Source organism: Pseudoduganella namucuonensis (assembly GCF_900116645.1).
GTDB lineage: Bacteria > Pseudomonadota > Gammaproteobacteria > Burkholderiales > Burkholderiaceae_D > Rugamonas > Rugamonas namucuonensis.
In genome coordinates this window covers 1-24,231 of sequence record NZ_FPBO01000032.1, presented here as the reverse complement: position 1 = coordinate 24,231, position 24,231 = coordinate 1, and the positions used below count along the sequence as shown (strand labels likewise).

The 24,231-nt window shown below is 65.1% G+C and carries 19 protein-coding genes and 1 tRNA gene; 15 read left to right on the top strand and 5 right to left on the bottom strand.

Annotated features, from left to right (window positions below):
- The first annotated feature begins 46 nt into the window (after positions 1–46).
- The 12 genes from rimP to BM436_RS26635 all read left to right on the top strand — a co-directional run bounded on the left by rimP (position 47) and on the right by BM436_RS26635 (position 15,767).
- Positions 47–535, top strand: a complete 489-nt coding sequence (gene rimP / locus BM436_RS26690; protein WP_093558575.1) for a ribosome maturation factor RimP — start codon at positions 47–49, stop codon at positions 533–535.
- Positions 532–2,097 carry a transcription termination factor NusA gene (gene nusA, locus BM436_RS26685; protein WP_093558574.1) on the top strand — a complete coding sequence of 522 codons (1,566 nt, stop codon included), beginning with the start codon at positions 532–534 and terminating at the stop codon, positions 2,095–2,097. The genes rimP and nusA overlap by 4 nt, the downstream gene beginning before the upstream one ends.
- 46 nt (positions 2,098–2,143) lie before the next feature.
- A complete protein-coding gene (gene infB / locus BM436_RS26680) occupies positions 2,144–5,014 on the top strand; it encodes a translation initiation factor IF-2 (RefSeq protein ID WP_093558573.1) in 2,871 nt (956 codons plus the stop codon).
- A 104-nt stretch (positions 5,015–5,118) separates the two neighbouring features.
- On the top strand, positions 5,119–5,535 hold the full coding sequence (rbfA, locus tag BM436_RS26675) for a 30S ribosome-binding factor RbfA (protein WP_093558572.1): 417 nt from the start codon (positions 5,119–5,121) through the stop codon (positions 5,533–5,535).
- On the top strand, positions 5,532–6,467 hold the full coding sequence (truB, locus tag BM436_RS26670; protein WP_093558571.1) for a tRNA pseudouridine(55) synthase TruB: 936 nt from the start codon (positions 5,532–5,534) through the stop codon (positions 6,465–6,467). Before rbfA ends, truB begins: the two co-directional genes overlap by 4 nt.
- A gap of 151 nt (positions 6,468–6,618) precedes the next feature.
- Entirely contained in the window at positions 6,619–8,451 is a 1,833-nt protein-coding gene (typA, locus tag BM436_RS26665; protein WP_093558570.1) for a translational GTPase TypA, read from the top strand.
- A 115-nt stretch (positions 8,452–8,566) separates the two neighbouring features.
- A complete protein-coding gene (locus BM436_RS26660) occupies positions 8,567–11,137 on the top strand; it encodes a DUF3141 domain-containing protein (RefSeq protein WP_093558569.1) in 2,571 nt (856 codons plus the stop codon).
- Positions 11,138–11,287: 150 nt separating this feature from the next.
- On the top strand, positions 11,288–12,316 hold the full coding sequence (dusA, locus tag BM436_RS26655) for a tRNA dihydrouridine(20/20a) synthase DusA (RefSeq protein WP_093558627.1): 1,029 nt from the start codon (positions 11,288–11,290) through the stop codon (positions 12,314–12,316).
- 362 nt (positions 12,317–12,678) lie between these two features.
- Positions 12,679–14,415 (top strand): methyl-accepting chemotaxis protein, encoded by a 1,737-nt coding sequence (locus BM436_RS26650; protein ID WP_229490751.1) that lies wholly within the window; start codon positions 12,679–12,681, stop codon positions 14,413–14,415.
- A gap of 80 nt (positions 14,416–14,495) precedes the next feature.
- Positions 14,496–14,828, top strand: coding sequence for an energy transducer TonB (locus BM436_RS26645; RefSeq protein WP_093558567.1), 333 nt, complete (start codon positions 14,496–14,498; stop codon positions 14,826–14,828).
- A 60-nt stretch (positions 14,829–14,888) separates the two neighbouring features.
- Positions 14,889–15,227, top strand: coding sequence for an energy transducer TonB (locus BM436_RS26640; RefSeq protein WP_371859677.1), 339 nt, complete (start codon positions 14,889–14,891; stop codon positions 15,225–15,227).
- Between the two features lie 165 nt (positions 15,228–15,392).
- Entirely contained in the window at positions 15,393–15,767 is a 375-nt protein-coding gene (locus BM436_RS26635) for a hypothetical protein (protein ID WP_093558566.1), read from the top strand.
- A gap of 289 nt (positions 15,768–16,056) precedes the next feature.
- Here BM436_RS26635 and BM436_RS26630 read toward each other — a convergent pair whose 3' ends face one another.
- Positions 16,057–16,503: a hypothetical protein gene (locus BM436_RS26630; protein ID WP_093558565.1), complete on the bottom strand. Its 447-nt coding sequence runs from the start codon at positions 16,501–16,503 to the stop codon at positions 16,057–16,059.
- Between the two features lie 477 nt (positions 16,504–16,980).
- On the opposite strand from BM436_RS26630, the gene BM436_RS26625 reads away from it, so the two are divergent.
- Both BM436_RS26625 and BM436_RS26620 read left to right on the top strand, forming a co-directional pair.
- Entirely contained in the window at positions 16,981–19,170 is a 2,190-nt protein-coding gene (locus tag BM436_RS26625; protein WP_177307529.1) for a hybrid sensor histidine kinase/response regulator, read from the top strand.
- 178 nt (positions 19,171–19,348) lie between these two features.
- The gene (locus tag BM436_RS26620) at positions 19,349–20,149 is read left to right on the top strand and encodes a substrate-binding periplasmic protein (RefSeq protein ID WP_143133317.1); all 801 of its coding nucleotides are present in this window, start codon (positions 19,349–19,351) and stop codon (positions 20,147–20,149) included.
- A 56-nt stretch (positions 20,150–20,205) separates the two neighbouring features.
- Here BM436_RS26620 and BM436_RS26615 read toward each other — a convergent pair.
- The 4 genes from BM436_RS26615 to BM436_RS26600 form a co-directional block, all read right to left on the bottom strand.
- Positions 20,206–20,281, bottom strand: a tRNA-His gene (locus tag BM436_RS26615).
- Between the two features lie 118 nt (positions 20,282–20,399).
- On the bottom strand, positions 20,400–21,245 hold the full coding sequence (murI, locus tag BM436_RS26610; RefSeq protein WP_093558562.1) for a glutamate racemase: 846 nt from the start codon (positions 21,243–21,245) through the stop codon (positions 20,400–20,402).
- Between the two features lie 57 nt (positions 21,246–21,302).
- Positions 21,303–22,832 (bottom strand): fumarate hydratase, encoded by a 1,530-nt coding sequence (locus BM436_RS26605; RefSeq protein ID WP_093558561.1) that lies wholly within the window; start codon positions 22,830–22,832, stop codon positions 21,303–21,305.
- A gap of 26 nt (positions 22,833–22,858) precedes the next feature.
- Entirely contained in the window at positions 22,859–23,470 is a 612-nt protein-coding gene (locus tag BM436_RS26600; RefSeq protein ID WP_093558560.1) for a YqhA family protein, read from the bottom strand.
- Positions 23,471–23,680: 210 nt separating this feature from the next.
- Here BM436_RS26600 and BM436_RS26595 point away from each other — a divergent pair.
- Positions 23,681–24,231, top strand: a 551-nt coding sequence (locus BM436_RS26595) for an acetyl-coenzyme A synthetase N-terminal domain-containing protein (protein WP_143133316.1), incomplete at its 3' end; no start/stop codon positions are given.

The window sequence follows — 24,231 nt, the reverse complement described above, 5'->3', positions numbered from 1 at the left end:
CCGTTTTTAGTGGCCCGCGAAGTCGGGTTTTGATCTGGAGAATTTCTTGCAACTGCCGGAACTAATTGAAAAGACCGTCTCCGGTCTGGGCTATGAGCTGGTTGAGGTTGAACGGGCCGAGCGCGGACTGTTGCGCGTGTATATCGATTTCTCGGCGGAAGACGCGGCCGAAAAAGGTCCGATCACGGTAGAAGACTGCGCCACGGTCAGCCATCAGCTGAGCCATGTGCTGACGGTCGAGAACGTCAACTACGAACGTCTGGAAATCTCGTCGCCCGGCCTGGACAGGCCGCTCAACAAGATGGCCGATTTCGTTCGCTTCGCCGGTAGCGAAGCCATCGTCAAGCTGAAAGTCGCCTTGCCCGATACGGCCAACCGCCGTACCTATCAGGGCATCCTGCACGAACCGCAGGGCGACATGCTGGCGCTGGAATTTGAAGGTAAAGATGGTCCGGCGCTGTTGGAGTTTACGCTCGCCGATATGGATAAGGCACGTTTGGTGCCGCAGGTGGATTTTAAGGGACGCAAAGCATGAGTCGCGAAGTTTTGTTATTGGTGGACGCGCTGGCGCGTGAAAAAAACGTCGACAAGGACGTGGTCTTTGGAGCGCTCGAATTCGCGCTGGCGCAAGCCACGAAGAAGCGCTACGAAGGCGAGGTCGATATCCGCGTCTCGATCGACCGCGATTCCGGCGAGTTCGAATCCTTCCGCCGCTGGCACGTGGTGCCCGACGAGGCCGGCCTGCAGCTGCCCGACCAGGAAGTGCTGCTGTTCGAAGCCAAGGAACAGATTCCCGACATCGAGGTCGACGAATACATCGAGGAGCCGATCGAGTCCGTTGAATTCGGCCGCCGCTTCGCCCAGGACACCAAACAGGTGGTCCTGCAGCGCGTGCGCGACGCCGAGCGCGAACAGATCCTGGCCGATTTCCTGGAGCGCGGCGACGCGCTGGTGACCGGCACCATCAAGCGCATGGAACGCGGCGACGCGATCGTCGAATCGGGCAAGATCGAGGCGCGCCTGCCGCGCGACCAGATGATCCCGAAAGAGAACCTGCGCATCGGCGACCGCGTGCGCGCCTTCATCCTGCGCGTGGACCGCAATATGCGCGGCCCGCAGGTGATCCTGTCGCGCACCGCGCCCGAGTTCATCATGAAGCTGTTCGAGCTGGAAGTGCCGGAAATCGAGCAGGGCATGCTGGAGATTAAATCCGCCGCCCGCGACGCCGGCGTGCGCGCCAAGATCGCCGTCTACACGGCCGACAAGCGCATCGACCCGATCGGCACCTGCGTCGGCATGCGCGGTTCGCGCGTGCAGGCCGTGACCGGCGAGCTGGGCGGCGAGCGCGTGGACATCGTGCTGTGGTCGGAGGATCCGGCCCAGTTCGTGATCGGCGCGCTGGCCCCGGCCAACGTCTCGTCGATCATGGTCGACGAGGAAAAGCACGCGATGGACGTGGTGGTGGACGAGGAAAACCTCGCGATCGCCATCGGCCGCTCGGGCCAGAACGTGCGCCTGGCCGCCGATCTGACCGGCTGGAAGATCAACATCATGACGGCCGAGGAATCGGCCGACAAGGCAGCCCAGGAAACGGCCGCGATCCGCGCGCTGTTCATGGAAAAACTGGACGTCGACCAGGAAGTGGCCGACATCCTGGTGGAAGAGGGCTTTGCCAGCCTGGAAGAAATCGCCTACGTGCCGATCTCCGAGATGCTGGAGATCGACGCGTTCGACGAGGATACCGTCAATGAATTGCGGACCCGCGCACGCGATGCGCTGGTGACCGAGGCGATCGCTTCGGAAGAAGGTCTGGAAGGCATGGACGAGGCGCTGGTTGGTCTGGAAGGCATGGACCGCATCACCGCCGGCAAGCTGGGTCTGGCTGGTATCAAGACCGTGGAAGCTTTTGCCGCACTGGCCTACGACGAATTCGGCGCCATCCTGGCGCTGTCCGCCGACCGCGCCCGTGCACTGATTGCAAGTGAATTTGAAGATGTGACCGACGATGAGATGAAGTTGGTTGACTCGAAGTACGACGACCGCGCCAAAGGCCTGCAGGCCAAAGCATGGTCGACGGCCGAATCCGCAAAGGCATAATTTGAGTATCTTTATCATCTCCGCGACACATAGAAAAGAGGACTGAATGGCGAGTAACAACGTAGCCCAATTTGCCACCGAACTGAAGATGCCTGCAGATTTGCTGCTGACGCAGCTGCGTTCTGCTGGCGTCGAAAAGAGTTCGACGTCAGATCCATTGTCGAAAGATGATAAGGACAAGTTGCTGGAACATCTGCGTCGCACCCACGGCGCGGCTGCGGACACGGAAAAGAAGAAGATCACGCTGACCCGCAAGGAAACCACCGAGATCAAGCAGGCCGATTCGACCGGCAAATCGCGCACCATCCAGGTGGCCGTGAAGAAGGTGCGTACCTTCGTCCAGCGCGACGAACCGGTGGCAGCGCCCGCCGCGCCGGCCGCCCCCGTGGTGGACGCCGCCGAGAACGCGCGCCGCGAGGAAGAGCAACGCCGCCAGGCCGAGCTGATCGCGCGCCAGGAGGCCGAGCTGAAAGAGAAGCAGGAGCGCCTGGCCAAGCTGGACGCCGAGAAGGCCGCCGCCGACGCCGAGGCGAAGAAAGCCGCCGAGGCTGAAGCCAGGAAGGCCGCCGACGCCGAGGCCAAGAGGATCGCCGAGGCGAAGAAGGCCGCCGACAAGCCGGCCTCCAGCGCCCCCGCGCCGGTGGTCGACGCCGCCGCCGAGGCCAAGAAGGCCGCCGCCGCCGAGGAAGCCAAGAAGGCGGCCGAGCAGGCCGCCAAGGAAACCGCCGAACGCGCCGCCGCCACCGAGCGCGCGCGCCAGGCCGTGGCCGACGAAGTGGCCCAGATCAAGGCCATGATGAACGCGCCGCGCCGCGTGGTGAAGGCTCCCGAGCCGACCCCCGCGCCGGTGGCCGTCAAGGCCAAGGCTCCGGAAGGCACGCTGCACAAGCCGGCCGACAAGAAGCCCGCCACCGACAAGCCGGGCGACAAGAAGCCCGCCGCCGGCGACAAGAAATCGATCAAGTCGGCCAATGTGTCGTCGACCTGGCAGGACGACGCCAAGAAGCGCGGCGCCCCGGGCGGCGCGACCAAGGGCCGCGGCAACTCCGGCGGCGCCAGCGCGGGCCGCGACGGCTGGCGCAGCGGTGGCCGTGGCGGCCGCCGCGGCAATTCGCACGCGGACGACCGCGAAACGAATTTCCAGGCCCCGACCGAGGCGATCGTCAAGGACGTGCACGTTCCCGAGACCATCACCGTGGCCGAACTGGCGCACAAGATGTCCGTCAAGGCGTCCGAGGTCATCAAGCAGTTGATGAAGCTGGGCCAGATGTGCACCATCAACCAGGTGCTGGATCAGGAAACCGCGATGATCCTGGTGGAAGAGATGGGCCACAAGGCCCACCCCGCCGCCGAGGACGATCCGGAGGCGCTGCTGGCCGACCAGGGCGAACACGCCCACTTCGAGGCCACCCCGCGCGCGCCCGTCGTGACCGTCATGGGCCACGTCGACCACGGCAAGACCTCGCTGCTGGATTACATCCGCCGCGCCAAGGTGGCGTCGGGCGAAGCCGGCGGCATCACGCAGCACATCGGCGCCTACCACGTCGAAACGCCGCGCGGCATCATCACCTTCCTGGATACCCCGGGCCACGAGGCGTTCACGGCAATGCGTGCGCGCGGCGCGAAAGCGACCGACATCGTGATCCTGGTGGTGGCGGCCGATGACGGCGTGATGCCGCAGACGAAGGAAGCGATCGCCCACGCGAAAGCGGCCGGCGTGCCGCTGGTGGTGGCGATCAACAAGATCGACAAACCGGGCGGCAACCTGGAGCGCGTGACGCAGGAACTGATCTCGGAACAAGTGGTGCCGGAAGAATACGGCGGCGATTCGCCGTTCGTGCCGGTGTCCGCCAAGACCGGCCAGGGCATCGACGAGCTGCTGGAGCAAGTGCTGCTGCAGGCCGAGGTGCTGGAACTGAAAGCGCCGGTCGAGGCGCCCGCGCGCGGCCTGGTGGTCGAGGCCCGTCTGGACAAGGGCCGCGGCCCGGTCGCGACGATCCTGGTGCAATCGGGCACCCTGAAGCGCGGCGACGTCGTGCTGGCGGGTTCCTCGTATGGCCGCGTGCGCGCCATGCTGGACGAGAACGGCAAATCGGTGGCCGAAGCCGGTCCGTCGATCCCGGTCGAAATCCAGGGCCTGACCGAAGTGCCGGCCGCCGGCGAGGAAGTCATGGTCATGGCCGACGAGCGCAAGGCGCGTGAAATCGGTCTGTTCCGTCAAGGCAAGTTCCGCGACGTGAAACTGGCCAAGCAGCAGGCCGCCAAGCTGGAGAACATGTTCGACCAGATGGCCGAGGGCGAGGTGAAGAACCTGCCGCTGATCGTCAAGACCGACGTGCAGGGTTCGCAGGAGGCGCTGGTGTCGTCGCTGCAGAAACTGTCGACCTCCGAAGTGCGGGTGCAGGTTGTGCACGCGGCGGTGGGCGGCATCACGGAGTCGGACGTCAACCTGGCGGTGGCCTCGAAAGCGGTCATCATCGGCTTCAACGCCCGCGCCGACGCGCAGGCGCGCAAGCTGGCCGAATCGAACGGCGTGGACATCCGCTACTACAACATCATCTACGACGCGATCGAAGAGGTGAAGGCCGCGCTGTCGGGCATGCTGGCACCGGAGAAGCGCGAACAGATCACCGGCCAGGTCGAAGTGCGCCAGGTCATCCTGGTGTCCAAGGTCGGCGCGATCGCCGGCTGCCTGGTCACCGACGGTGTGGTCAAGCGTGTTTCCTCGGTCCGCCTGCTGCGCAACAACATCGTGGTGTGGACCGGCGAGATCGACTCGCTCAAGCGCTTCAAGGACGACGCGAAGGAAGTGCGCGCCGGTCTGGAATGCGGTCTGTCGCTGAAGAACTACAACGACATCCAGGTTGGCGACACCCTGGAAGTGTTCGAAGTGCAGGAAATCGCCCGTACGCTGTAATCGCGGCCGCTGGCTCCAAAACCGGGGTCAGACCACGTTTTCCAGGCAATATTGCCCAGGAATCGTGGTCTGACCCCGGTTTTACATCTTATTGGTAAGACATCATGGCAAAACATAGCAAAACCATCCCCGCGCGCGGCCTGCGCGTGGCGGACCAGATCCAGAAAGACCTGTCCGAACTGATCGCGTTCGAACTGAAAGACCCGCGCGTGGGCATGATCACGCTGGCCGAGGTCCAGCTGACGCCGGACTACGCGCACGCCAAGATCTACTTCACGATGCTGAAGGACGACGCGGAATCGGTGAAGAACACGCTGGCCGGCCTGCACGCCGCCGCCGGCTACCTGCGCAACATGCTGGGCAAGCGCCTGCACATCCACACGCTGCCGGCGCTGCACTTCATCCACGACACCTCGGCCGCGCGCGGCATGCAGATGTCGGCGCTGATCGACCAGGCCAACGCCACCCGCGCGCTGGACGACGAGGCATCGGCCGGCGAAGGCGCGGACAAGCCGGAATGAATCAAGCGAAAGTGAAACGCGTCCGCGATCTCGTGGACGGCGTGCTGCTGCTCGACAAACCGGTCGGGCTGTCCAGCAACGACGCGCTGATCAAGGCCAAGCGCATGCTGAACGCGAAGAAGGCGGGCCACACCGGCACGCTGGACCCGTTCGCCACCGGCCTGTTGCCGCTGTGCTTCGGCGAGGCCACCAAGTTCTCGCAGGACTTGCTGGAGGCCGACAAGACCTATCTGACCACCGTGCACCTGGGCCAGCGCACCGACACCGGCGACACCGAGGGCGAGATCGTCGAGTCGCGCGAAGTGGACGTGACGCGCGAGCGGATCGAAGCCGTGCTGGAACGCTTCCGCGGCCCGATCGACCAGGTGCCGCCCATGTACTCCGCGCTCAAGCGCGACGGCAAACCGCTGTACGAATACGCGCGCGCCGGCGTGACGCTGGAGCGCGAGGCGCGCCCCGTCGTCATCCACAAGCTCGAATTCGTCGACTACGAGGCGCCGTTCCTGAAGCTGGAAGTCAAGTGCAGCAAGGGCACCTACATCCGCGTGCTGGGCGAGGACATCGGCGCGGCCCTGGGCTGCGGCGCGCACCTGAACGCGCTGCGCCGCATCCAGGTCGGCGACCTGGCGATGACGGACGTGGTCACGCTGGAGCAGGTGGCCGCGCATCCCGCGCCGCTGGAGCTGCTGGCCCCGGTCGACGCCTTGTTGTCGTCCTTCCCCGCCGTGGCCTTGACCGAGGAGTTGGCGAAGCGCTTCCTGCAGGGGCAGCGCCTGCCGCTGGGCAAGGAGCCGGCGGTCGCCGTGCCCGACCTGGCGGAATTGCCGGGCCGCGTGCGCGTCTACCTGGGCGCCAAGCTGCTCGGCACCGGCCAGCTGGGCGAATACGCCATCCTCGCCCCCGAACGCCTGATCGCCGCCGCGCAGCAATAAGCGGGCTGAGCCCCATTTGGGGCCTGGCCCCAAATGGGGCTCAGCCCGCCTGTCAGCTTTTTTTCGGGGTTGCGCTGCAACATGCTATACTAGTGGGTTCCAGTCTCGCACATCCTAGTGCCTCCGCAGTTTTTCTGTAATTACAACGACTATGTCTAATACTAAACGCGCAATTCGCAATATCGCCATCATCGCCCACGTTGACCACGGCAAGACGACCCTCGTGGACCAGCTGCTGCGCCAATCCGGCACCTTCCGTGAAAACCAGCAGGTCGACACCCGCGTGATGGACTCGAATGACCTCGAGAAAGAGCGCGGCATTACGATTCTGTCGAAAAACTGCGCCGTCGAATACGAAGGCACCCACATCAACATCGTCGACACCCCTGGCCACGCCGACTTCGGCGGCGAGGTCGAGCGCGTGCTGTCGATGGTGGACTCGGTGCTGCTGCTGATCGACGCGCAAGAGGGCCCGATGCCCCAGACCCGTTTCGTGACCCGCAAGGCGCTGGCCCTGGGCCTGAAGCCCATCGTCGTCGTCAACAAGATCGACCGTCCGGGCGCGCGCGCCGACTGGGCCATCAACCAGACCTTCGAACTGTTCGACAAGCTGGGCGCCACCGACGAGCAGCTGGACTTCCCCATCGTCTACGCCTCGGGCCTGAACGGCTACGCCGGCCTGACCGAGGAAGTGCGCGACGGCGACATGAAGCCACTGTTCGACGCCATCCTGCAACACGTTCCAGTCCGCGACGACAATCCGGACGGTCCGCTGCAGATGCAAATCACCTCGCTGGACTACTCGTCCTACGTGGGCAAGATCGGCATCGGCCGCGTTTCGCGCGGCCGTGTCAAGGCCGGCCAGGACGTGGTGTTCCTGAACGGTCCCGATTCGACCCCGCAAAAAGGCCGCATCAACCAGGTGCTGAACTTCAAGGGCCTGGAGCGCGTGCTGGTGGACGAAGCCGTCGCCGGCGACATCATCCTGATCAACGGTATCGACGAAATCGGCATCGGCTCGACCGTTTGCGCACCGGACTTCCCGGACGCGCTGCCGATGCTGACCGTCGACGAACCGACCCTGACCATGAACTTCATGGTCAACAACTCGCCGCTGGCCGGCCGCGAAGGCAAGTTCGTGACCTCGCGCCAGCTGCGCGACCGTCTGGACAAGGAACTGAAGGCCAACGTCGCGCTGCGCGTCGCGCCGACCGACGACGACACCACGTTCGAAGTGTCGGGCCGCGGCGAGCTGCACCTGACCATCCTGCTGGAAAACATGCGCCGCGAAGGTTTCGAGCTGGCCGTGTCCCGTCCACGCGTGGTGTTCAAGATGGTCGACGGCGTGCGCCACGAGCCGTACGAGCAGCTGAGCGTCGACGTGGAAGAGGTCAACCAGGGCGGCGTGATGGAAGAATTGGGCCGCCGCCGCGGCGACCTGCAGAACATGGAATCGGACGGCAAGGGCCGCGTGCGCCTCGAGTACCGCATTCCAGCCCGCGGCCTGATCGGCTTCCAGGGCGAGTTCATGACCCTGACCCGCGGCACCGGCCTGATGAGCCACGTGTTCGACGCCTACGCTCCGGTCGACAACACCAAGGGCGAACTGGGCGGCCGCCGCAACGGCGTGCTGATCTCGCAGGACGACGGCGCCGCCGTGGCCTACGCGATCTGGAAGCTGCAGGATCGCGGCCGCATGTTCGTGGTCCACAACGACCCCGTGTATGAAGGCATGATCATCGGCATCCACTCGCGCGACAACGACCTGGTCGTGAACCCGATCAAGGGCAAGCAGCTGACCAACGTGCGCTCGTCGGGCACCGACGAGGCCGTGCGCCTGGTGCCGCCTATCCAGATGTCGCTGGAATACGCCGTTGAATTCATCGACGACGACGAACTGGTGGAAATCACCCCGAAATCGATCCGTCTGCGCAAGCGCTTCCTGAAGGAACACGAGCGCAAGAAGGCCTCGCGCGAAGCGTAATCCCCGCTGTCGCGAAAAAGCCCGCCCCTCGACAGAGCCGGCGGGTTTTTTTTCGCCCGCGCGAATCTAAATATGGTATTACTTCTCGAAGCACATTCACTTCGGAGACCACGCGATGAGTAATGCTGCATTCGGCTTGTTGGGACAAGCCACCGAATACTGGATCGACGCCTGGCAGCGGTCCATTCTCTTCATGGACGTGCTGTACCAGCGCGGCAACGAGCGCGAAGCGCGCGAACACGAGACCGCCCCGCACGTCCTCACCTTCGAATTCGACACCCTGATCGACGGCCGCACCCTGCGGCGGCCCTGCAACTACAGCCTGATGCGCATCGTCCCGCCCGCCGGCGTCCAGGTGGACGAGGGCAAGCGCCCCTTCATCGTGTTCGACCCGCGCGCCGGCCACGGCCCCGGCATCGGCGGCATGAAGCAGGACAGCGAGATCGGCGTGGTGCTCAAGGCCGGCAATCCCTGCTACTTCGTCGGCTTCCTGCCCGACCCTGTGCCCGGCCAGACCATCGAGGACGTGTGCCGCGCCGAGGCCCAGTTCATCGAGCACGTCGGCTCCTTGCATCCGGATGCGGAGGGCAAGCCTGCGCTGATCGGCAATTGCCAGGCGGGCTGGCAGATCATGATGACGGCCGCGCTGCGTCCCGGCATCACCGGCCCCATCGTGCTGGCCGGCGCGCCGCTGTCGTACTGGGCCGGCGTGCGCGGCAAGAATCCGCTGCGCTACCTGGGCGGCCTGTACGGCGGCACCTGGCTGACCTCCCTCGCGGGCGACCTGGGCAACGGCCACTTCGACGGCGCCCACCTGGTCAGCAACTTCGAGCAGATGAACCCGTCCAACACGCTGTGGAGCAAGGCCTACAACGTCTACTCCAAGGTGGACACGGAGGCCGAGCGTTTCCTCGAGTTCGAGCGGTGGTGGGGCAATCCGGTGCTGCTGAACGCGGAGGAGATGCAGTTCATCGCCGACAACCTGTTCGTCGGCAACCGCCTGTCCAACGGCACCATCCACGACAGCGACGGCCGCCGCATCGACCTGCGCAACATCAGCGCGCCCATCATCGTGTTCTGCTCCTGGGGCGACGACATCACGCCGCCGCAGCAGGCGCTGGGCTGGCTGCTGGACCTGTACGAGACCGACGCCGACCTGGTGGCGGCGGGGCAGACCGTCATCTACTCCACGCACCAGTCGATCGGCCACCTCGGCATCTTCGTCTCGGCCTCGGTGGCCAACAAGGAGCACGAGGAGTTCACCCGCTCGATGGACCTGATCGACATACTGCCGCCCGGCCTGTACGAGGCGGTGTTCATCGAGAAGGACGAGGACCTGGTCAACCCCGAGCTGGCCGACGGCCGCTACGTGATGCGCTTCGAGCGGCGCGACCTGAAAACCCTGCACCAGCTGGGCGGCAACGACGAGGAGGATGAGCGCCGCTTCGCCACCGTGGCGCGGCTGTCCGAGGTCACGCAGGGCCTGTACCGCACCTACGCCAGCCCGGTCGTGAAGGCGATGGCCAGCGAACCGGTGGCCGAATGGATGCGCTTCATGCATCCCTACCGGCTGCGCTACGAGACCTTCTCGGCGCAGAACCCCTTCCTGCACGGCATAGGCGCGCTGGCGAAAAAGGTGAGGGAGGAGCGCAAGCCCGCCTCGCCGGACAACGTGTTCATCCAGGCGCAGGAGATGATGTCGAACCAGATCGTCGCGGCGCTGGACCAGTACCGCGAGGCGCGCGACAAGGCGGTGGAGAGCTTCTTCCTCGGCGTGTACGGGCAGCCGCTGCTGCAGACGCTGGTGGGCTTGCGCTCGGACTCGGGCAGCGTGCGGCGCCGCATCGGCCGCGACATCGCGCGCGAGTCGGTGCTGGCGGCGCGGCGCACCGAGTTGGCCAAGCAGATCGCCGTGGGCGGCGAGCGCGAGGCGGTGATCCGCTCGCTGCTGTACGTGGCGCGCAGCCCCGAGATGCGGGTGGCCGACGAGCGCGCCTTCGCCGCGTTGCGCGAGGTGCGCAGGCACATCCCCGCGAACCGGCGCGCTACCATGACGCGCTTCAAGGAGATCGTGCACGAGCAGAACATGATCCTGCAGCTGGACGAGGAACGGGCGATGGCGGAAATGCCGCACCTGCTGCCGCCGGACGAGGCGGACCGGATCCGCATCGGCAACAGCCTGCGCTCCATCCTGAACGCGGCCGGCGCGTTGCAGGGCGAGGCGGCGCGCCGCCTGGCGCGGGTGGAGGAGCTGCTGCGCACGCCGGTGCCGCAGCAGGCGGCGCAGCTGCAGGCGTCGCCGCCGCCGGTGGTGCAGGAAAAGCCCGTCGCGCGGGAGAAACCGGCGGCGCATGAGAAGCCGGTGGCGCTGGAGACGGCCATCGCCGCCGAGCCGGCGGCGCGGTCGCGGCCTCCCGCGCCCGAGCCCTTGGGGACGATTCCGACGGCGGCGCCGGTCAACGGCGCCGTGCCGCTGGCCGCCTCCGCGCCTATATCGCCCCCCGAGGCCGTTCGAGCGCCCGCCGTCGCGGTGTCCGCCCCCGTGGTCGCCACACCGGCGCCCGCCAAGCCGGCGCAGCGCAAGACGACCCGGCCGGCCGCCGCGAAGAGCGGCGCCCCCGCCCCCAAGGGCGCGCCCAAGTCCGCAACCAAGCTGCCGGGCAAGGCGCGCGCCAAGCAGCGCTGACCCGGCGGCCCAAAACCGGGGACAGACCCATCGCGCCATGCGCCTCCACCATGGCATGCGGCGCGGACCGCGGGTCTGTCCCCGGCGCGTTGGCGCCGCCCCGATTGCCTGTATAATGTGCGGCCCGAATTCCCGCCCCGCCGCGCCGCCATGACCACCATCCCCGCACCGACCTCCGAGACCACCGCCGGCATCCGATCCGGCCGCCGCCTGTCCGTCGCGCCGATGATGGACTGGACCGACCGCCACTGCCGCGTGTTCCACCGCGAGATCACCAAGCACACCTGGCTGTACACGGAAATGGTGACCACCGGCGCCCTGGTCTATGGCGACGTGGAGCGCCACCTGCGCTTCAACGAGGAAGAGCATCCGGTCGCCCTGCAACTGGGCGGCAGCGACCCCGCCGACCTGGCCGTCAGCGCCAGGCTGGGCGAGAAATGGGGCTACGACGAGATCAACCTGAACTGCGGCTGCCCGTCCGAGCGCGTGCAGAAGGGCGCCTTCGGCGCCTGCCTGATGGCCGAGCCGCGACTGGTGGCCGACTGCGTGAAGGCCATGCGCGACGCCGTCAGCATCGACGTCACCGTCAAGCACCGCATCGGCATCGACGACAGCGAAAGCTACGACTTCGTGCGCGACTTCGTCGGCACCGTCGCCGACGCAGGCTGCGCCACCTTCATCGTCCACGCCCGCAACGCCGTCCTGAAGGGCTTGTCGCCCAAGGAAAACCGCGAGATCCCGCCGCTGAAGTACGAATACGCCTACCGCCTCAAGCGCGAATTCCCCGACTTCGAAATCCTCATCAACGGCGGCGTGAAAACCGAGGCCGAGATCGACGAACACCTGCTGCACGTGGACGGCGTGATGCTGGGCCGCGAGGCCTACCACAACCCCTACCTGATGGCGCGCTTCGACCAGCGTTACTACGGTTCGGACGCGCCGGTGAAGACGCGCGACGAGGTGCTGGCCGCCATGGTGCCCTATATCCAGGCGCAACTGGCGAAGGAGGGCGGCCGCGGCCTGAAGCTGAACAGCATCACCCGCCACATGCTGGGCTTGATGCAAGGCTTGCCCGGCGCGCGCCGGTTCCGCCAGACCTTGTCGGACTCGAAAAAGCTCGCCGCCGGCGACGCCAATCTGCTGCTGGAAGCGGCCGCGCGCCTGCGCGAAAAAGACTGATCGTTCACCTCCCGTTTGTGCTGATTTCGCGCCGTTTTCCGAAGCAATGTGCGCGCTAACTGGCTTTCCCCGCAGAAAGTTTGGTTGCGTAAAATTGAGGCAGTTTTTGCTTGCTTCGGGGCAAAATCCACATCTATAATTCGCTCCGATATATACATAAACAGAACAATCTTCCGTGTATTTGCGTGCACTGAAAAACCACACATTGTCACAATCCCAAGAGCAATTTTTGCATTCGCAGTCATTGTTTGCTACTGTCATTACTTGCGCGATAGCAATTCGACTTGGTGGATGGCATACCTGCTCCGCGGATGCGTTCCTGGGTAATTCTTATCAATAGTGTCACTTACGAAGAAGCCGAAATGAATTTAGCAAAAATGAAAGTGGGGACGCGCCTGGGCCTCGGGTTCACGCTGGTGCTGGCCTTCCTGGTCGCCATCACCGTGGTGGGCATTTTCCGCATGGCTCAGATCCAGGACCGCCTGGACCACGTCGTAAGCTTCAACAATGTGGTGACACGCCTGGTGATCGACATGCGCAACAACGTCAGCGACCGCATCACCTCGCTGCGCGTGTTGACCCTGCTGACCGATTCGGGCGACATGGAACAGGACATGAAGCGCATCAAGGATCAGGCCGACAAGTACAGCGCCGCGCAGAAGAAGCTGCAGGGCTTGCTGGCGGCCGAGGGCACGGCGGAGGAGAAGGCGCTGATCGCCCAGATCGTCGAGCACGAGGCGGCGGCCATGCCTGCCATCGCCAAGGCTTCGCAGCTGTGGATGTCCGACCAGGCCGAGGCGGCCACCAAGGTGTATATCAAGGAAATCAAGCCGGTCCAGAAGAAGTGGATCGAGGCGCTGGACCAGATGGCGGCGCTGGAAGACAAGCTCAACACCCAAGTGCAGGAAGACGCGGCGGCCGGTTTCAACAGCGCCCGCACCTTCATGATCGGCATGGGCGCGCTGGCCGTGTTGCTGAGCGTGGGGGCCGCCGTCATCATCACCCGCGGCCTGCTGAAGCAGCTGGGCGGCGAGCCGGACTACACCGCCTCCATCGCCGGCAGCATCGCCAACGGCGACCTGTCCGTGGCCATCAACACCAGCAGCACCGACCAGGGCAGCCTGCTGGTGGAAATGAAGGAAATGCGCAACAGCCTGGTGGGCATCGTCGGCCAGGTGCGCACCGGCACCGAGACCATCGGCACCGCCTCGCGTGAAATCGCCGCCGGCAATGTGGACCTGTCCTCGCGCACCGAAATGCAAGCCTCGTCGCTGGAGAAGACCGCCTCCGCCATGGAGGAATTGACCTCGACCGTGAAGCAGAACGCCGACAACGCCCGCCAGGCCAACCAGCTGGCCGCGAACGCGTCGGACGTGGCGCGCAAGGGCGGCGAAGTGGTGTCGCAGGTGGTCGACACGATGAGCTCGATCAACGAATCGGCCAACAAGATCGTCGACATCATCGGCGTCATCGACGGCATCGCCTTCCAGACCAACATCCTGGCGCTGAACGCGGCGGTCGAGGCCGCCCGCGCCGGCGAGCAGGGCCGCGGCTTCGCCGTGGTCGCCTCCGAGGTGCGCAGCCTGGCCCAGCGTTCCGCCGGCGCCGCGAAGGAAATCAAGACCCTGATCGGCGACTCCGTGGAGAAGGTCGAGCGCGGTTCGAAACTGGTCGGCCAGGCCGGCGTGACGATGGAGGAAGTGGTGGACTCGGTGCGCCGCGTGACCGACATCATGGGCGAGATCGCCAGCGCCAGCCAGGAGCAGAGCGCCGGCATCGAGCAGGTCAACCAGTCCATCATCGAGATGGACAGCATGACCCAGCAGAACGCCGCCCTGGTGGAAGAGGCCGCCGCCGCCGCGCAAAGCCTGCAGGACCAGGCCGCCGAACTGGCGCGCGTGGTCAGCATCTTCAAACTCACCGAGGGCGAGGAGCGCAAGCCCGCGCCGGTGGCCCAGGCGGTCAAGCCAGCGGCCAAGGCGTCGGTGGTGCGCGCGCCGGCCCGCAAGGCCGTCGTCGCCAAGGTCGCGGCGCCCGCCGCCAAGCCGAAGAAGATCGCCGCCGCCGCGACCTCCAGCGACGAGTGGGAAGAATTCTAAGCCCGCCTCCGGCGCGCTGGCGATGGCCGCGACAGGTGCGGCCGTCTAACAAGGTTTGAGAAACTAGTGAGTATAGGTAAATGACCAAGCATTCGATCAGTTTTATCGCAGCAGCCTTCCTGAGCGCCACCGGCTTCGCCGCCGAAGTCCCCGCGGTGTTCGACGCCAAGAACTGCAAGGCAGAATATCCGAAAGCCTCCCTGATGAACGAAGAGCAAGGCGCCGTCTCGATGGCCTTCCTGGTGTCGGCAGGCGGCGAGGTGGTGGAATCCAAGGTCGAGAAGTCCAGCGGTTTCAAGAACCTGGACAAGGCCGCCGTCAAAGCGATCAGCGCGTGCAAATTCAAGCCGGGCACCAAGGACGGTGCTGTGGCGCAAACGTGGACGAAAGTTGATTACGTGTGGCAACTCTAGTCCAGCCGCACTACAATGAATCGCAGTCCGGCTAGAAAAAACCTGGGGAAAATGATGTCCATGTACAAGCGTTGGTTGAGTGTTATCGCAGCAGTGCTCGCATCGAGCGCATCCGCATACGCGGCTGAAGTGCCAGCTAGTTTCGACAGCAAGAATTGCAAGGCCGAGTACCCCAAGGCGTCGTTGATGAACGAAGAGCAGGGCACCGTATCGATGTCGTTCCAGGTTTCCGCCTCGGGCGACGTGCTGGAATCCAAGGTCGAGAAGTCGAGCGGCTTCAAGAACCTGGACAAGGCCGCCATCAAGGCCATCAGCGCGTGCAAGTTCAAGCCGGGCAGCAAGGACGGCAAGCCGGACACCACCTGGACCAAGGTCGACTACGCCTGGAAGCTGGACTAAGCATAACGAGGCCGCCCCCGCGGGCGGCCGTTGCACTTGAACCGGTCCCCGCGGCCGGTTTTTTTTCGCCCGTGTGTCGCGCTGTAACAGGCTGTAAAAGTGCGGCGGAACGCGCCGGAATTTCTTATAGTGATAGGCTGTGAGTCGTCACCCTGGAGTTCCCAAATGAAAACCCTTTACGCCTTGATTCCGCTGGCCGCCGTCGCGCTGTTGAGCGGCTGCGCCGTTCCCGCCGGACCCGGCTATGCGCGCGCCGTGCCCGTGCATCCGAACCAGAATCCCTATGAATGGCACACCGTGTCGGTGACGCCGGTGGCGCCCGGCAGCCGCGTGGTGGCCGGCGCCGAGCCGCGCGTGGAATACAGCACCGAGCCCGTGCCCGCGCAGCCGCGCGTGGTGTACACCACCGAGCCGCTCTATCCGGCCTCGCCGGTGTATGGACCCGTGTATACGGCGCCGCCGGCCTATTACTATCCGCCGGTGACGATAGGATTGGATTTTGTGTTTGGCAACTTCAGGCACCGCGGCCGCCGCCATTGAAAAGCGGGACGCCGGCCCGGCGAGCGACAGCCTAGTGCACGAAGAAGAAGGACGCCTGGTGCAGCACGTCGGCCGAGCACAGCAGCCAGGTGGACAGGCCCGCCAATCCGACCAGCAGGGAGCCTACGGTAATGGGGCATATTCTGGACATGGCGGACTCCTGGCTTATCAAATCGGTATGACTTGATCTTAGGTGTCCGTGGTGCTTTTCGGCATCAGCGGAAAGTCCTTGCCTTTGTAGGACGACACGCCGTCGCGCCGCCAGCCCGGGCGGCGCGTCTTTTCCAGCTTACTTTTTCCACTGCACAACGTTGTTTTCCGGTGCGGTGTCCAGCGCGTTGGAGATTTGCAGCCAGTGGTGCAGCAGTTCCGGCTGCTTGATGCTGATCCCCATGCCGTCGATGAAGCCGATGTACTCCAGCATGCGCGCGTCGATCTTCGCCTTGGACACGGTCGGCGCACGCATCACCATGCGGTCGTAGGCCTTGCGCGTCTTGTTTTCCCATTTGTGCAGGCTGGACTCGTCGAAGCGGTTGGCTTCGAAGTACACCGTCAGCGACCCGTCCGGATTGCCGAAGCCGACAATGCCGGCGCCCTTGCGGATGGTGGTGGTGTTGGCCAGGTCGAACTGCTCGGTGGGCACGAAAACGCCCGCGCGGCCATCGATATCGGGATGGCCCACGGGGGTGTCCTTGCTGTAGGTGGACATGGAGGACAGCGTTTTTTCTTCGGACATGATCGGCTCGGTAAGTGTTGCATGGGGATGCATCCATTGTAGCGTTAAATCAATGCCTTATGGAAACTCACACACGCGGATTCGGATAAAAATCGGCGAAAAAAAAATGCCGCCAACCTTGCGGAGGGCGACATTCCGGACAACGAGATTGTTCAGGCGCGGCTGTTGTTGTTGACGCTGCCCGGCAAAGCCGGCATGACCCTGCTGGGCATGCGGCGGGGCTCCCTGCTGGGAGCGTTATTCGGTACGTGGTTATTATTAATAAGTAACAGAAATTACTTATTGGTATGTAAAAATCATACCATTTGAGCGCAAGGAATGACAGAGAAATACCCGCGCGAGCCGCTTGTTTTCTTGCTTTGCGTTGTATTTCCGCCGCGCCGCGTATTTCCGGCTTGCATTGTGCAATCGCAATATTTTTGCATGGGAAACGTTAACTGGGTGTATCATTCCACTGAATGTTTTTATTGCAACACTATGACGAATGATTCCACCCCACCGATGGCAGTGCGGCGCCTGGCCTTTCTGGACGGCGGCGGCGAGTGCGGCGAACGCTTGCGCGGTTACGACTGGGGCTCCTCGCGCATGGGAGCGCCGGAGCATTGGCCGCTGAGCCTGCAGGTCTCGCTGCGCACCATCCTCGCCTCGAAGTTCCCCATGGCCATCCATTGGGGGCGGGATCTGCTCACCTTTTACAATGACGCCTTCGCCCATGTGCTGGGCAGCAAGCACCCCGGCCACCTGGGCCGCCCGGTGCATGAACTGTGGCGCGAGATGTGGGACCAGATCGGCCCCATCTTCGAGCACGTGTTCACCGGCGAGACCTATTACGTGGAAAACGCCAGCTACGCGCCGGAGCGCGGCCACACGCAGCGCGAGACCTATTTCACCCACTGCCACAGCCCGATCTGGGGCGACAGCGGGCAGGTCGAGGGCGTGCTGCTGGTGCTGACCGAGTCCACCCGCGAAGTGCTGGCCGAGCGCGCCTTCGTGGCGCTGAACCGGCGCCAGGCCTTCCAGCTGGACATGGCCGACCGCATGCGCGGCATGGCCTCGCCGGCCGAGATCAAGACCACCGCCACCGAGCTGCTGGGCAAATACCTGCGCGTGGCGCGCGTGTATTTCACCGAGATCCACGCCGCCACGCGCACCGCCTACCTGCAGGGACTGTGGACCTCGCCCGACCAGGGCGAGCTGCCCGCGCTGCCCGTCAGCGGCACGCTGGACGAGCTCAGCCCCGAGATCATGGGCGCGCTGGCCGCCGGCAGGCCGTTCGTGGTGGACGACGTCGGCGCCGACCGCCGCACGGCCGCCTACGCCAGGGCCTACCAGGCGCTGGGCATCGCCGCCATCGTGGTGGTGCCGCTGTTGCAGGCCGGCCGCGTGACGTGCGCGCTGAACCTGACCATGCCGGCGCCGCGCGGCTGGACGCGCGACGACATCGCCATCGCGCAGGACGTGGTGCAGCGCACCTGGGAGGCGGCCGAGCGGGCGCGCGCCGTGGCCGCGCTGCGTTCGGAGCACGAGCACAGCCAGCGCGCCCAGGCCGCGCTGCGCGACGCCGACAGCCGCAAGGACGAATTCCTGGCCATGCTGGCGCACGAGCTGCGCAATCCGCTGGCGCCGATCGGCACGGCGGCCGAGCTGCTGCGCCACTTCCAGTTCGACGAGGCCACCGTCAAGCGCACCAGCGAGGTGATCTCGCGCCAGGTCAAGCACATGACGGGGCTGATCGACGACCTGCTGGACGTCTCGCGCGTCACGCGCGGCATGGTTCCGCTGAAGAAGGAGACGCTGGACCTGCGCACCGTGGCCTCGCACGCGGTGGAGCAGGTGCGGCCGCTGATGGAGGCGCGCCGCCACCGCTTCGTGGTGCGGCTGCCGGAGGAGCCGGTGTTCGTCCACGGCGACAACAAGCGCCTGGTGCAGGTGCTGGCCAATCTGCTCAACAACGCCGCCAAGTACACGCCGGAGGACGGCTTCGTCGAACTCTCGGTGGGCGTGCGCGGCGAGAACGTGACCGTGACCGTGCGCGACAACGGCGTCGGCATGCGTCCCGAACTGCTGGCGCGCGCCTTCGAACTGTTCGCGCAGGACGAGCGCACGCTGGACCGCTCGCAGGGCGGCATGGGGCTGGGCCTGGCGCTGGTGCAACGCCTGGCCGAGGCGCACCAGGGCAGCGTGGCCGCGCACAGCGACGGCATCGGCAAGGGCAGCACCTTCATCCTGCGCCTGCCGATGACGCATCCGCGCAGGGACGAGGGCAAGGGGCCGGAGGGCGGCGCCAGCGCCGCGCCGGTGCGCAGCCTGCGCCTGCTGGTGGTGGACGACAACGTGGACGCCGCCGACACGCTGGGCACGCTGCTGGCCGACGCCGGCCACCAGGTGCGGGTGGAAAACAGTTCGCGCGTGGCGCTGGACGTGGCGCGCGAGCTCAAGCCGGACATCTGCCTGCTCGACATCGGCCTGCCCGACATCGACGGCAACGAGCTGGCGCGGCGCCTGCGCGCCCAGCCGGAAACCGGGCACGCGGTGCTGGTGGCGGTGACCGGCTACGGCCAGGAGCGCGACCGCAACGAGGCCTACGCGGCCGGCTTCGATTATCACTTCGTCAAGCCGGTCGACATGGGGCGGCTGTACGCGCTGATCGCCCGCATCAGCGGCTAGGCGCGCAAAAAAAATCGCTGCATCGGCGATAAACCGGTGCAGCGAGCAGCCCCATCAACTTGGCTTAAATCAATGATTCCCCATTGTAGGCAAATTCAGCCACGCCGCATATCGTTTCCATCAAACATTGCTGTGACCGTGTTACGCTACCCACAGATGTGATTCCCTGGAGCGATGCATGGCTGGCCGGCGGTATGCGGTGTTGACGACGATGGCGGTGGCGGTTGCGGTGGCGTCCGCCGGGATCGGCGCGGCGCGGGCGGCGGGCAGCGGCGCCGAGCCGGCCCGTTTCCGCCTGTGCGCCATCGACGTGGACTACCCGCCGTACGCGCGGATCGACGGCACCGGCCATCTGCAATACCTGCTGGTGCAGGCCGCGCGCAACCTGGGGCTGGAGGTGGAGCGCCGCGTCGCCCCGCGCCGCCGCTGCGTTGAGGAGCTGCGCGCCGGCGTGGTGGACGGCATGGTGGGCGCCTATTCCGCCGAGCGCGCCGAATACGGCGTGTTTCCCGGCGTTGAAGGCGATGTGGACGAGCGCAAGGCGCTGGCCACGCCGCGCTACTTCCTGTACCGCCGCAAGGGCGGCGTGGCCGAATGGGACGGCCAGCGCTTCGCCCGGCTGGGCGAGGGCAGGCTGGGCGTCGAATCCGGCTTCGTGCTCATCATCGAGCGCCTGCGGCAGGCCGGCGTGCGCTACGACGACGGCGCCAAGACGCTGGAACTCAACCTGGACAAGCTGGTCAACGGCAGGCTCGATGGCGTGATTGGCATGGAGGCCGAGGCGGACAAGCTGGTCGCCGCGCGCTACGCCGGCAAGATCGAGCGCGCCGGCAAGCCCTTCGAGCAGACGCCGCTGTACCTGATGGTCTCGCGCCAGTTCCACGCCCTCTATCCCCGCTTCACCGAGCGCTACTGGCAAGCCCAGGCGGAATACCTCACCACGCCGGACTACCGGCAGTACCAGCTGACGCATCCATAAAACCGGCGCGGAAAAGCAAAAAGCCCGGTCGATGACCGGGCTTTTCACATATTCTTTGGGGTGGCTGATGGGGCTCGAACCCACGACAACAGGAATCACAATCCTGGACTCTACCAACTGAGCTACAGCCACCACTGTCTTGCTTACCGCTTTCTGTCATGCTGTGTTTCGCAGACAGGGCCGAATTATATAGCGCCATTTCGATCTTGCAAAGGGTATTTGGCCCTTTTTTCAAAAAAACCCGATTTGCTCAGATTTTCAGCGTTTCCACGTCCGCCTCCATGCCCAGCAGCTTGCGGAACGCGGGCAGCAGCGCGTCCACGCCGCCGGTGGTGTAGCCGTGCAGCAGCGGCGGATGGCCCACGCTGCCCGGACGCTGCAGACCCGATCCCTCCAGCAGCCTCGCCAGCTGGCGCGCCACCGCGTCTCCGGTGTCGATCAGCGCCACGTCCCGCGCACCCAGCCCGGCGATCACGTCTTCGATGGCCGGCCGCACGAAGGGGTAGTGCGTGCAGCCCAGCACCAGCGTGTCCGCGCCGCCGGCCAGCAGCGGGGCGATGTAGCGCTCCAGCATGGCGCGCGTGGCTTCGGTGTCGAGTTCGCCCAGCTCGATCCGGTCGACCAGGCCCACGCAGGGCTGCAGCAGGAACTCTGCCTTGCTGGCGAGGGCGACCTGGTCGCGCAGCAGCAGGAACTTTTCGCCCGCCAGCGTGCGTTGGGTCGCCAGCACGCCGACCTTGCCGCTGCGCGTGGCCGCGGCGGCCGGTTTCAGGCCGGGCTCGACGCCGACGATCGGCAGTTCGGGGAAGTGCGCGCGCACGGCCTTGATGGCGGCCACGGTCGCCGTGTTGCAGGCCACCACCAGCGCCTTCGCGCCTTGCCGCACCAGGAAGGCCGCGATGGCCAGCGAACGCTCGGCGATCACTTCCTCCGGCTTGCCGCCGTAGGGCGCCCAGGCCGAATCGGCGAGGTAGATCAGGTGTTCATCGGGCAGCAGCGCCCGGATGTGGCGCAGCACCGAGAGTCCGCCGACGCCGGAGTCGAAGACGCCGATGGGGGCGTCGGCCGGGGTGGGGAAGGGATGGGTAGGGATCATGGTGGCGAGGTCACGCAGAGTCCAGGATTGTGATTCCTGGACTCTGCAAGGCCGAATTTAGGCCGTTACGACCGCCACGTTCAACGTCTCGATCTTGGCCTGCCATTCCTTCGGGCCGGTGTTGTGCACCGAGGTGCCGGCCGCGTCGACCGCCACCGTCACCGGCATGTCCACCACGTCGAACTCGTAGATGGCCTCCATGCCCATGTCCTCGAAGCCCAGCACCTTGGCGCTCTTGATCGCCTTCGACACCAGGTAGGCGGCGCCGCCCACGGCCATCAGGTACGCCGACTTGTGGCGCTGGATCGACTCGATCGCCACCGGGCCGCGTTCGGCCTTGCCGATCATCGCGATCAGGCCGGTCTTCTCCAGCATCATGTCGGTGAACTTGTCCATGCGGGTCGCGGTGGTCGGACCGGCCGGGCCGACCGCCTCGTCGCGCACCGGATCGACCGGGCCGACGTAGTAGATCACGCGGTTGGTGAAGTCCACCGGCAACTGCTCGCCCTTGGCCAGCATGTCCTGGATGCGCTTGTGCGCGGCGTCGCGGCCGGTCAGCATCTTGCCGTTCAGGAGCAGGGTCTGGCCCGGCTGCCAGGAAGCCACTTCCTCCTTGGTCAGCGTGTCCAGGTTGACGCGCTTGGACTTCTCGGTGTCCGGGGTCCAGCTCACGTCCGGCCAGTCCGACAGCTTCGGCGGTTCCATGTAGGCCGGGCCGGAGCCGTCCAGCACGAAGTGGCCGTGGCGCGTGGCCGCGCAGTTCGGGATCATCGCCACCGGCTTCGAGGCCGCGTGGGTCGGATACATATTGATCTTCACATCCAGCACGGTCGTCAGGCCGCCCAGGCCCTGCGCGCCGATGCCCAGCGCGTTGATCTTGTCGCACAGTTCGATGCGCAGTTCCTCGGTCTTGTTCCGCGGGCCGCGCTGCTTCAGCTCGTACATGTCGATGTCGCCCATCAGGGACTCTTTCGCCATCAGCATCGCCTTCTCGGCGGTGCCGCCGATGCCGATGCCCAGCATGCCCGGCGGGCACCAGCCGGCGCCCATCAGCGGCACGGTCTTCAGCACCCAGTCCACCAGCGAATCGGAAGGGTTCAGCATGACGAACTTGGTCTTGTTCTCCGAGCCGCCGCCCTTGGCCGCCAGGCTCACGTCGACGGTGTTGCCCTCGACCAGTTCCATGTGCACCACGGCCGGCGTGTTGTCCTTGGTGTTCTTGCGGTCGAACTGCGGGTCGGCCACGATGGAGGCGCGCAGCTTGTTGTCGTCGAAGTTGTATGCGCGGCGCACGCCCTCGTTGACGGCGTCGGTGACGGTGCCGGTGAAGCCCTCGAAGCGCACGCCCATGCCGATCTTCAGGAAGACGTTGACGATGCCGGTGTCCTGGCAGATCGGACGCTTGCCCTCGGCGCACATGCGCGAGTTGGTCAGGATCTGCGCGATCGCATCCTTCGCCGCCGGGCTCTGTTCCGCGTCGTACGCGCGCGCCAGGTGCTGGATGTAGTCGGCCGGGTGGTAGTAGCTAATGTACTGCAGCGCGGCGGCTACGGATTCGATCAGATCGTCTTGCTTTATGATGGTCATGATGTACTCGCTGGAGGATAAAAACTTTAGTGAGGCTGCTTCGACAGTAATTGGGTCCGGGTCATCAGGTTGTCCGTGTACGCGATGGCGATGGTGGACAGCAGGAAGACGATGTGGATGGCGGTCTGCGCGATGATCACCTCCATCGAATAGGAGGCCGCGTTGATGAAGGTTTTCAGCAGGTGGATCGACGAGATGCCGACGATCGCCATGGCCAGCTTGGTCTTCAGCACGGACGCGTTCACGTGCGACAGCCACTCCGGCTGGTCGGGGTGGCCTTCCAGATGCATGCGCGAGACGAAGGTTTCATAGCCGCCCACGATCACCATGATCAGCAGGTTGGAGATCATGACCACGTCGATCAGGCCCAGCACCACCAGCATGATGGTGGTCTCGTTCAGCTTGGTCGGCACGGCCGCGCCCGGCACGGCCACCGCGTGGAAAATGTGCTCCAACGCGGCCTCGTTGCCGATCGCCGCGCCGATCAGATCCTTCAGCTCGACCCAGAAGTGGAACACGTAGACGCACTGCGCCAGGATCAAGCCCAGGTACAGCGGCAGCTGCAGCCAGCGGGACATGAAGATGAACGCCGGAAGCGGCGAGAGCTTGCGCGATTGATTCGGTTCCATATCCAACATTGATGCTGACTCCTTGTGTGCCGCAGCGGAAATGCCGACATTTTACACGCGGTCCAGCCCGCAAGCACCGGCCCGTGTGGTTTGCCGTAGAATTGTAGAAAAGGCCAGATTGCCAGGCAGGTCAATCGGTACGCAAAAAACCATGTAAGGCATCAGTAAGCGACTACGCTTAAGGTATTGGCAAACTACTACCACTACGGAGACATCAGCATGACAGCCCAAACCACAGAACAACAAGGCCCGCAGGAATCGCGCGTGTTCAATCCATCGGCCGCGTTCGTCGATCAGGCCAACATCTCGGGCATGGACGCGTACAAGGCGCTGTGGACCGAAGCCACGACCGACTACGAAGGCTACTGGGCGCGCCTGGCGCGCGAGCACATCGAATGGAAGGAGCCCTTCACCCGCACCCTGAACGAGGACAACGCCCCGTTCTACAAATGGTTCGAAGGCGGCAAGCTCAACGTCTCGTACAACTGCCTGGACCGCAATCTGGCCAACGGCAACGCCGACAAGACCGCCATCATCTTCGAGGCGGACGACGGCGCCGTCACCAAGGTCAGCTACAAGGAACTGCACGAGAAGGTCTGCAAGTTCGCCAACGGCCTGAAGTCGCGCGGCATCGGCAAGGGCGACCGCGTCATCATCTACATGAGCATGTCGGTTGAAGGCGTGGCCGCCATGCAGGCCTGCGCGCGCATCGGCGCCACGCACTCGGTGGTGTTCGGCGGCTTCTCCGCCAAGTCGCTGCAGGAGCGCAT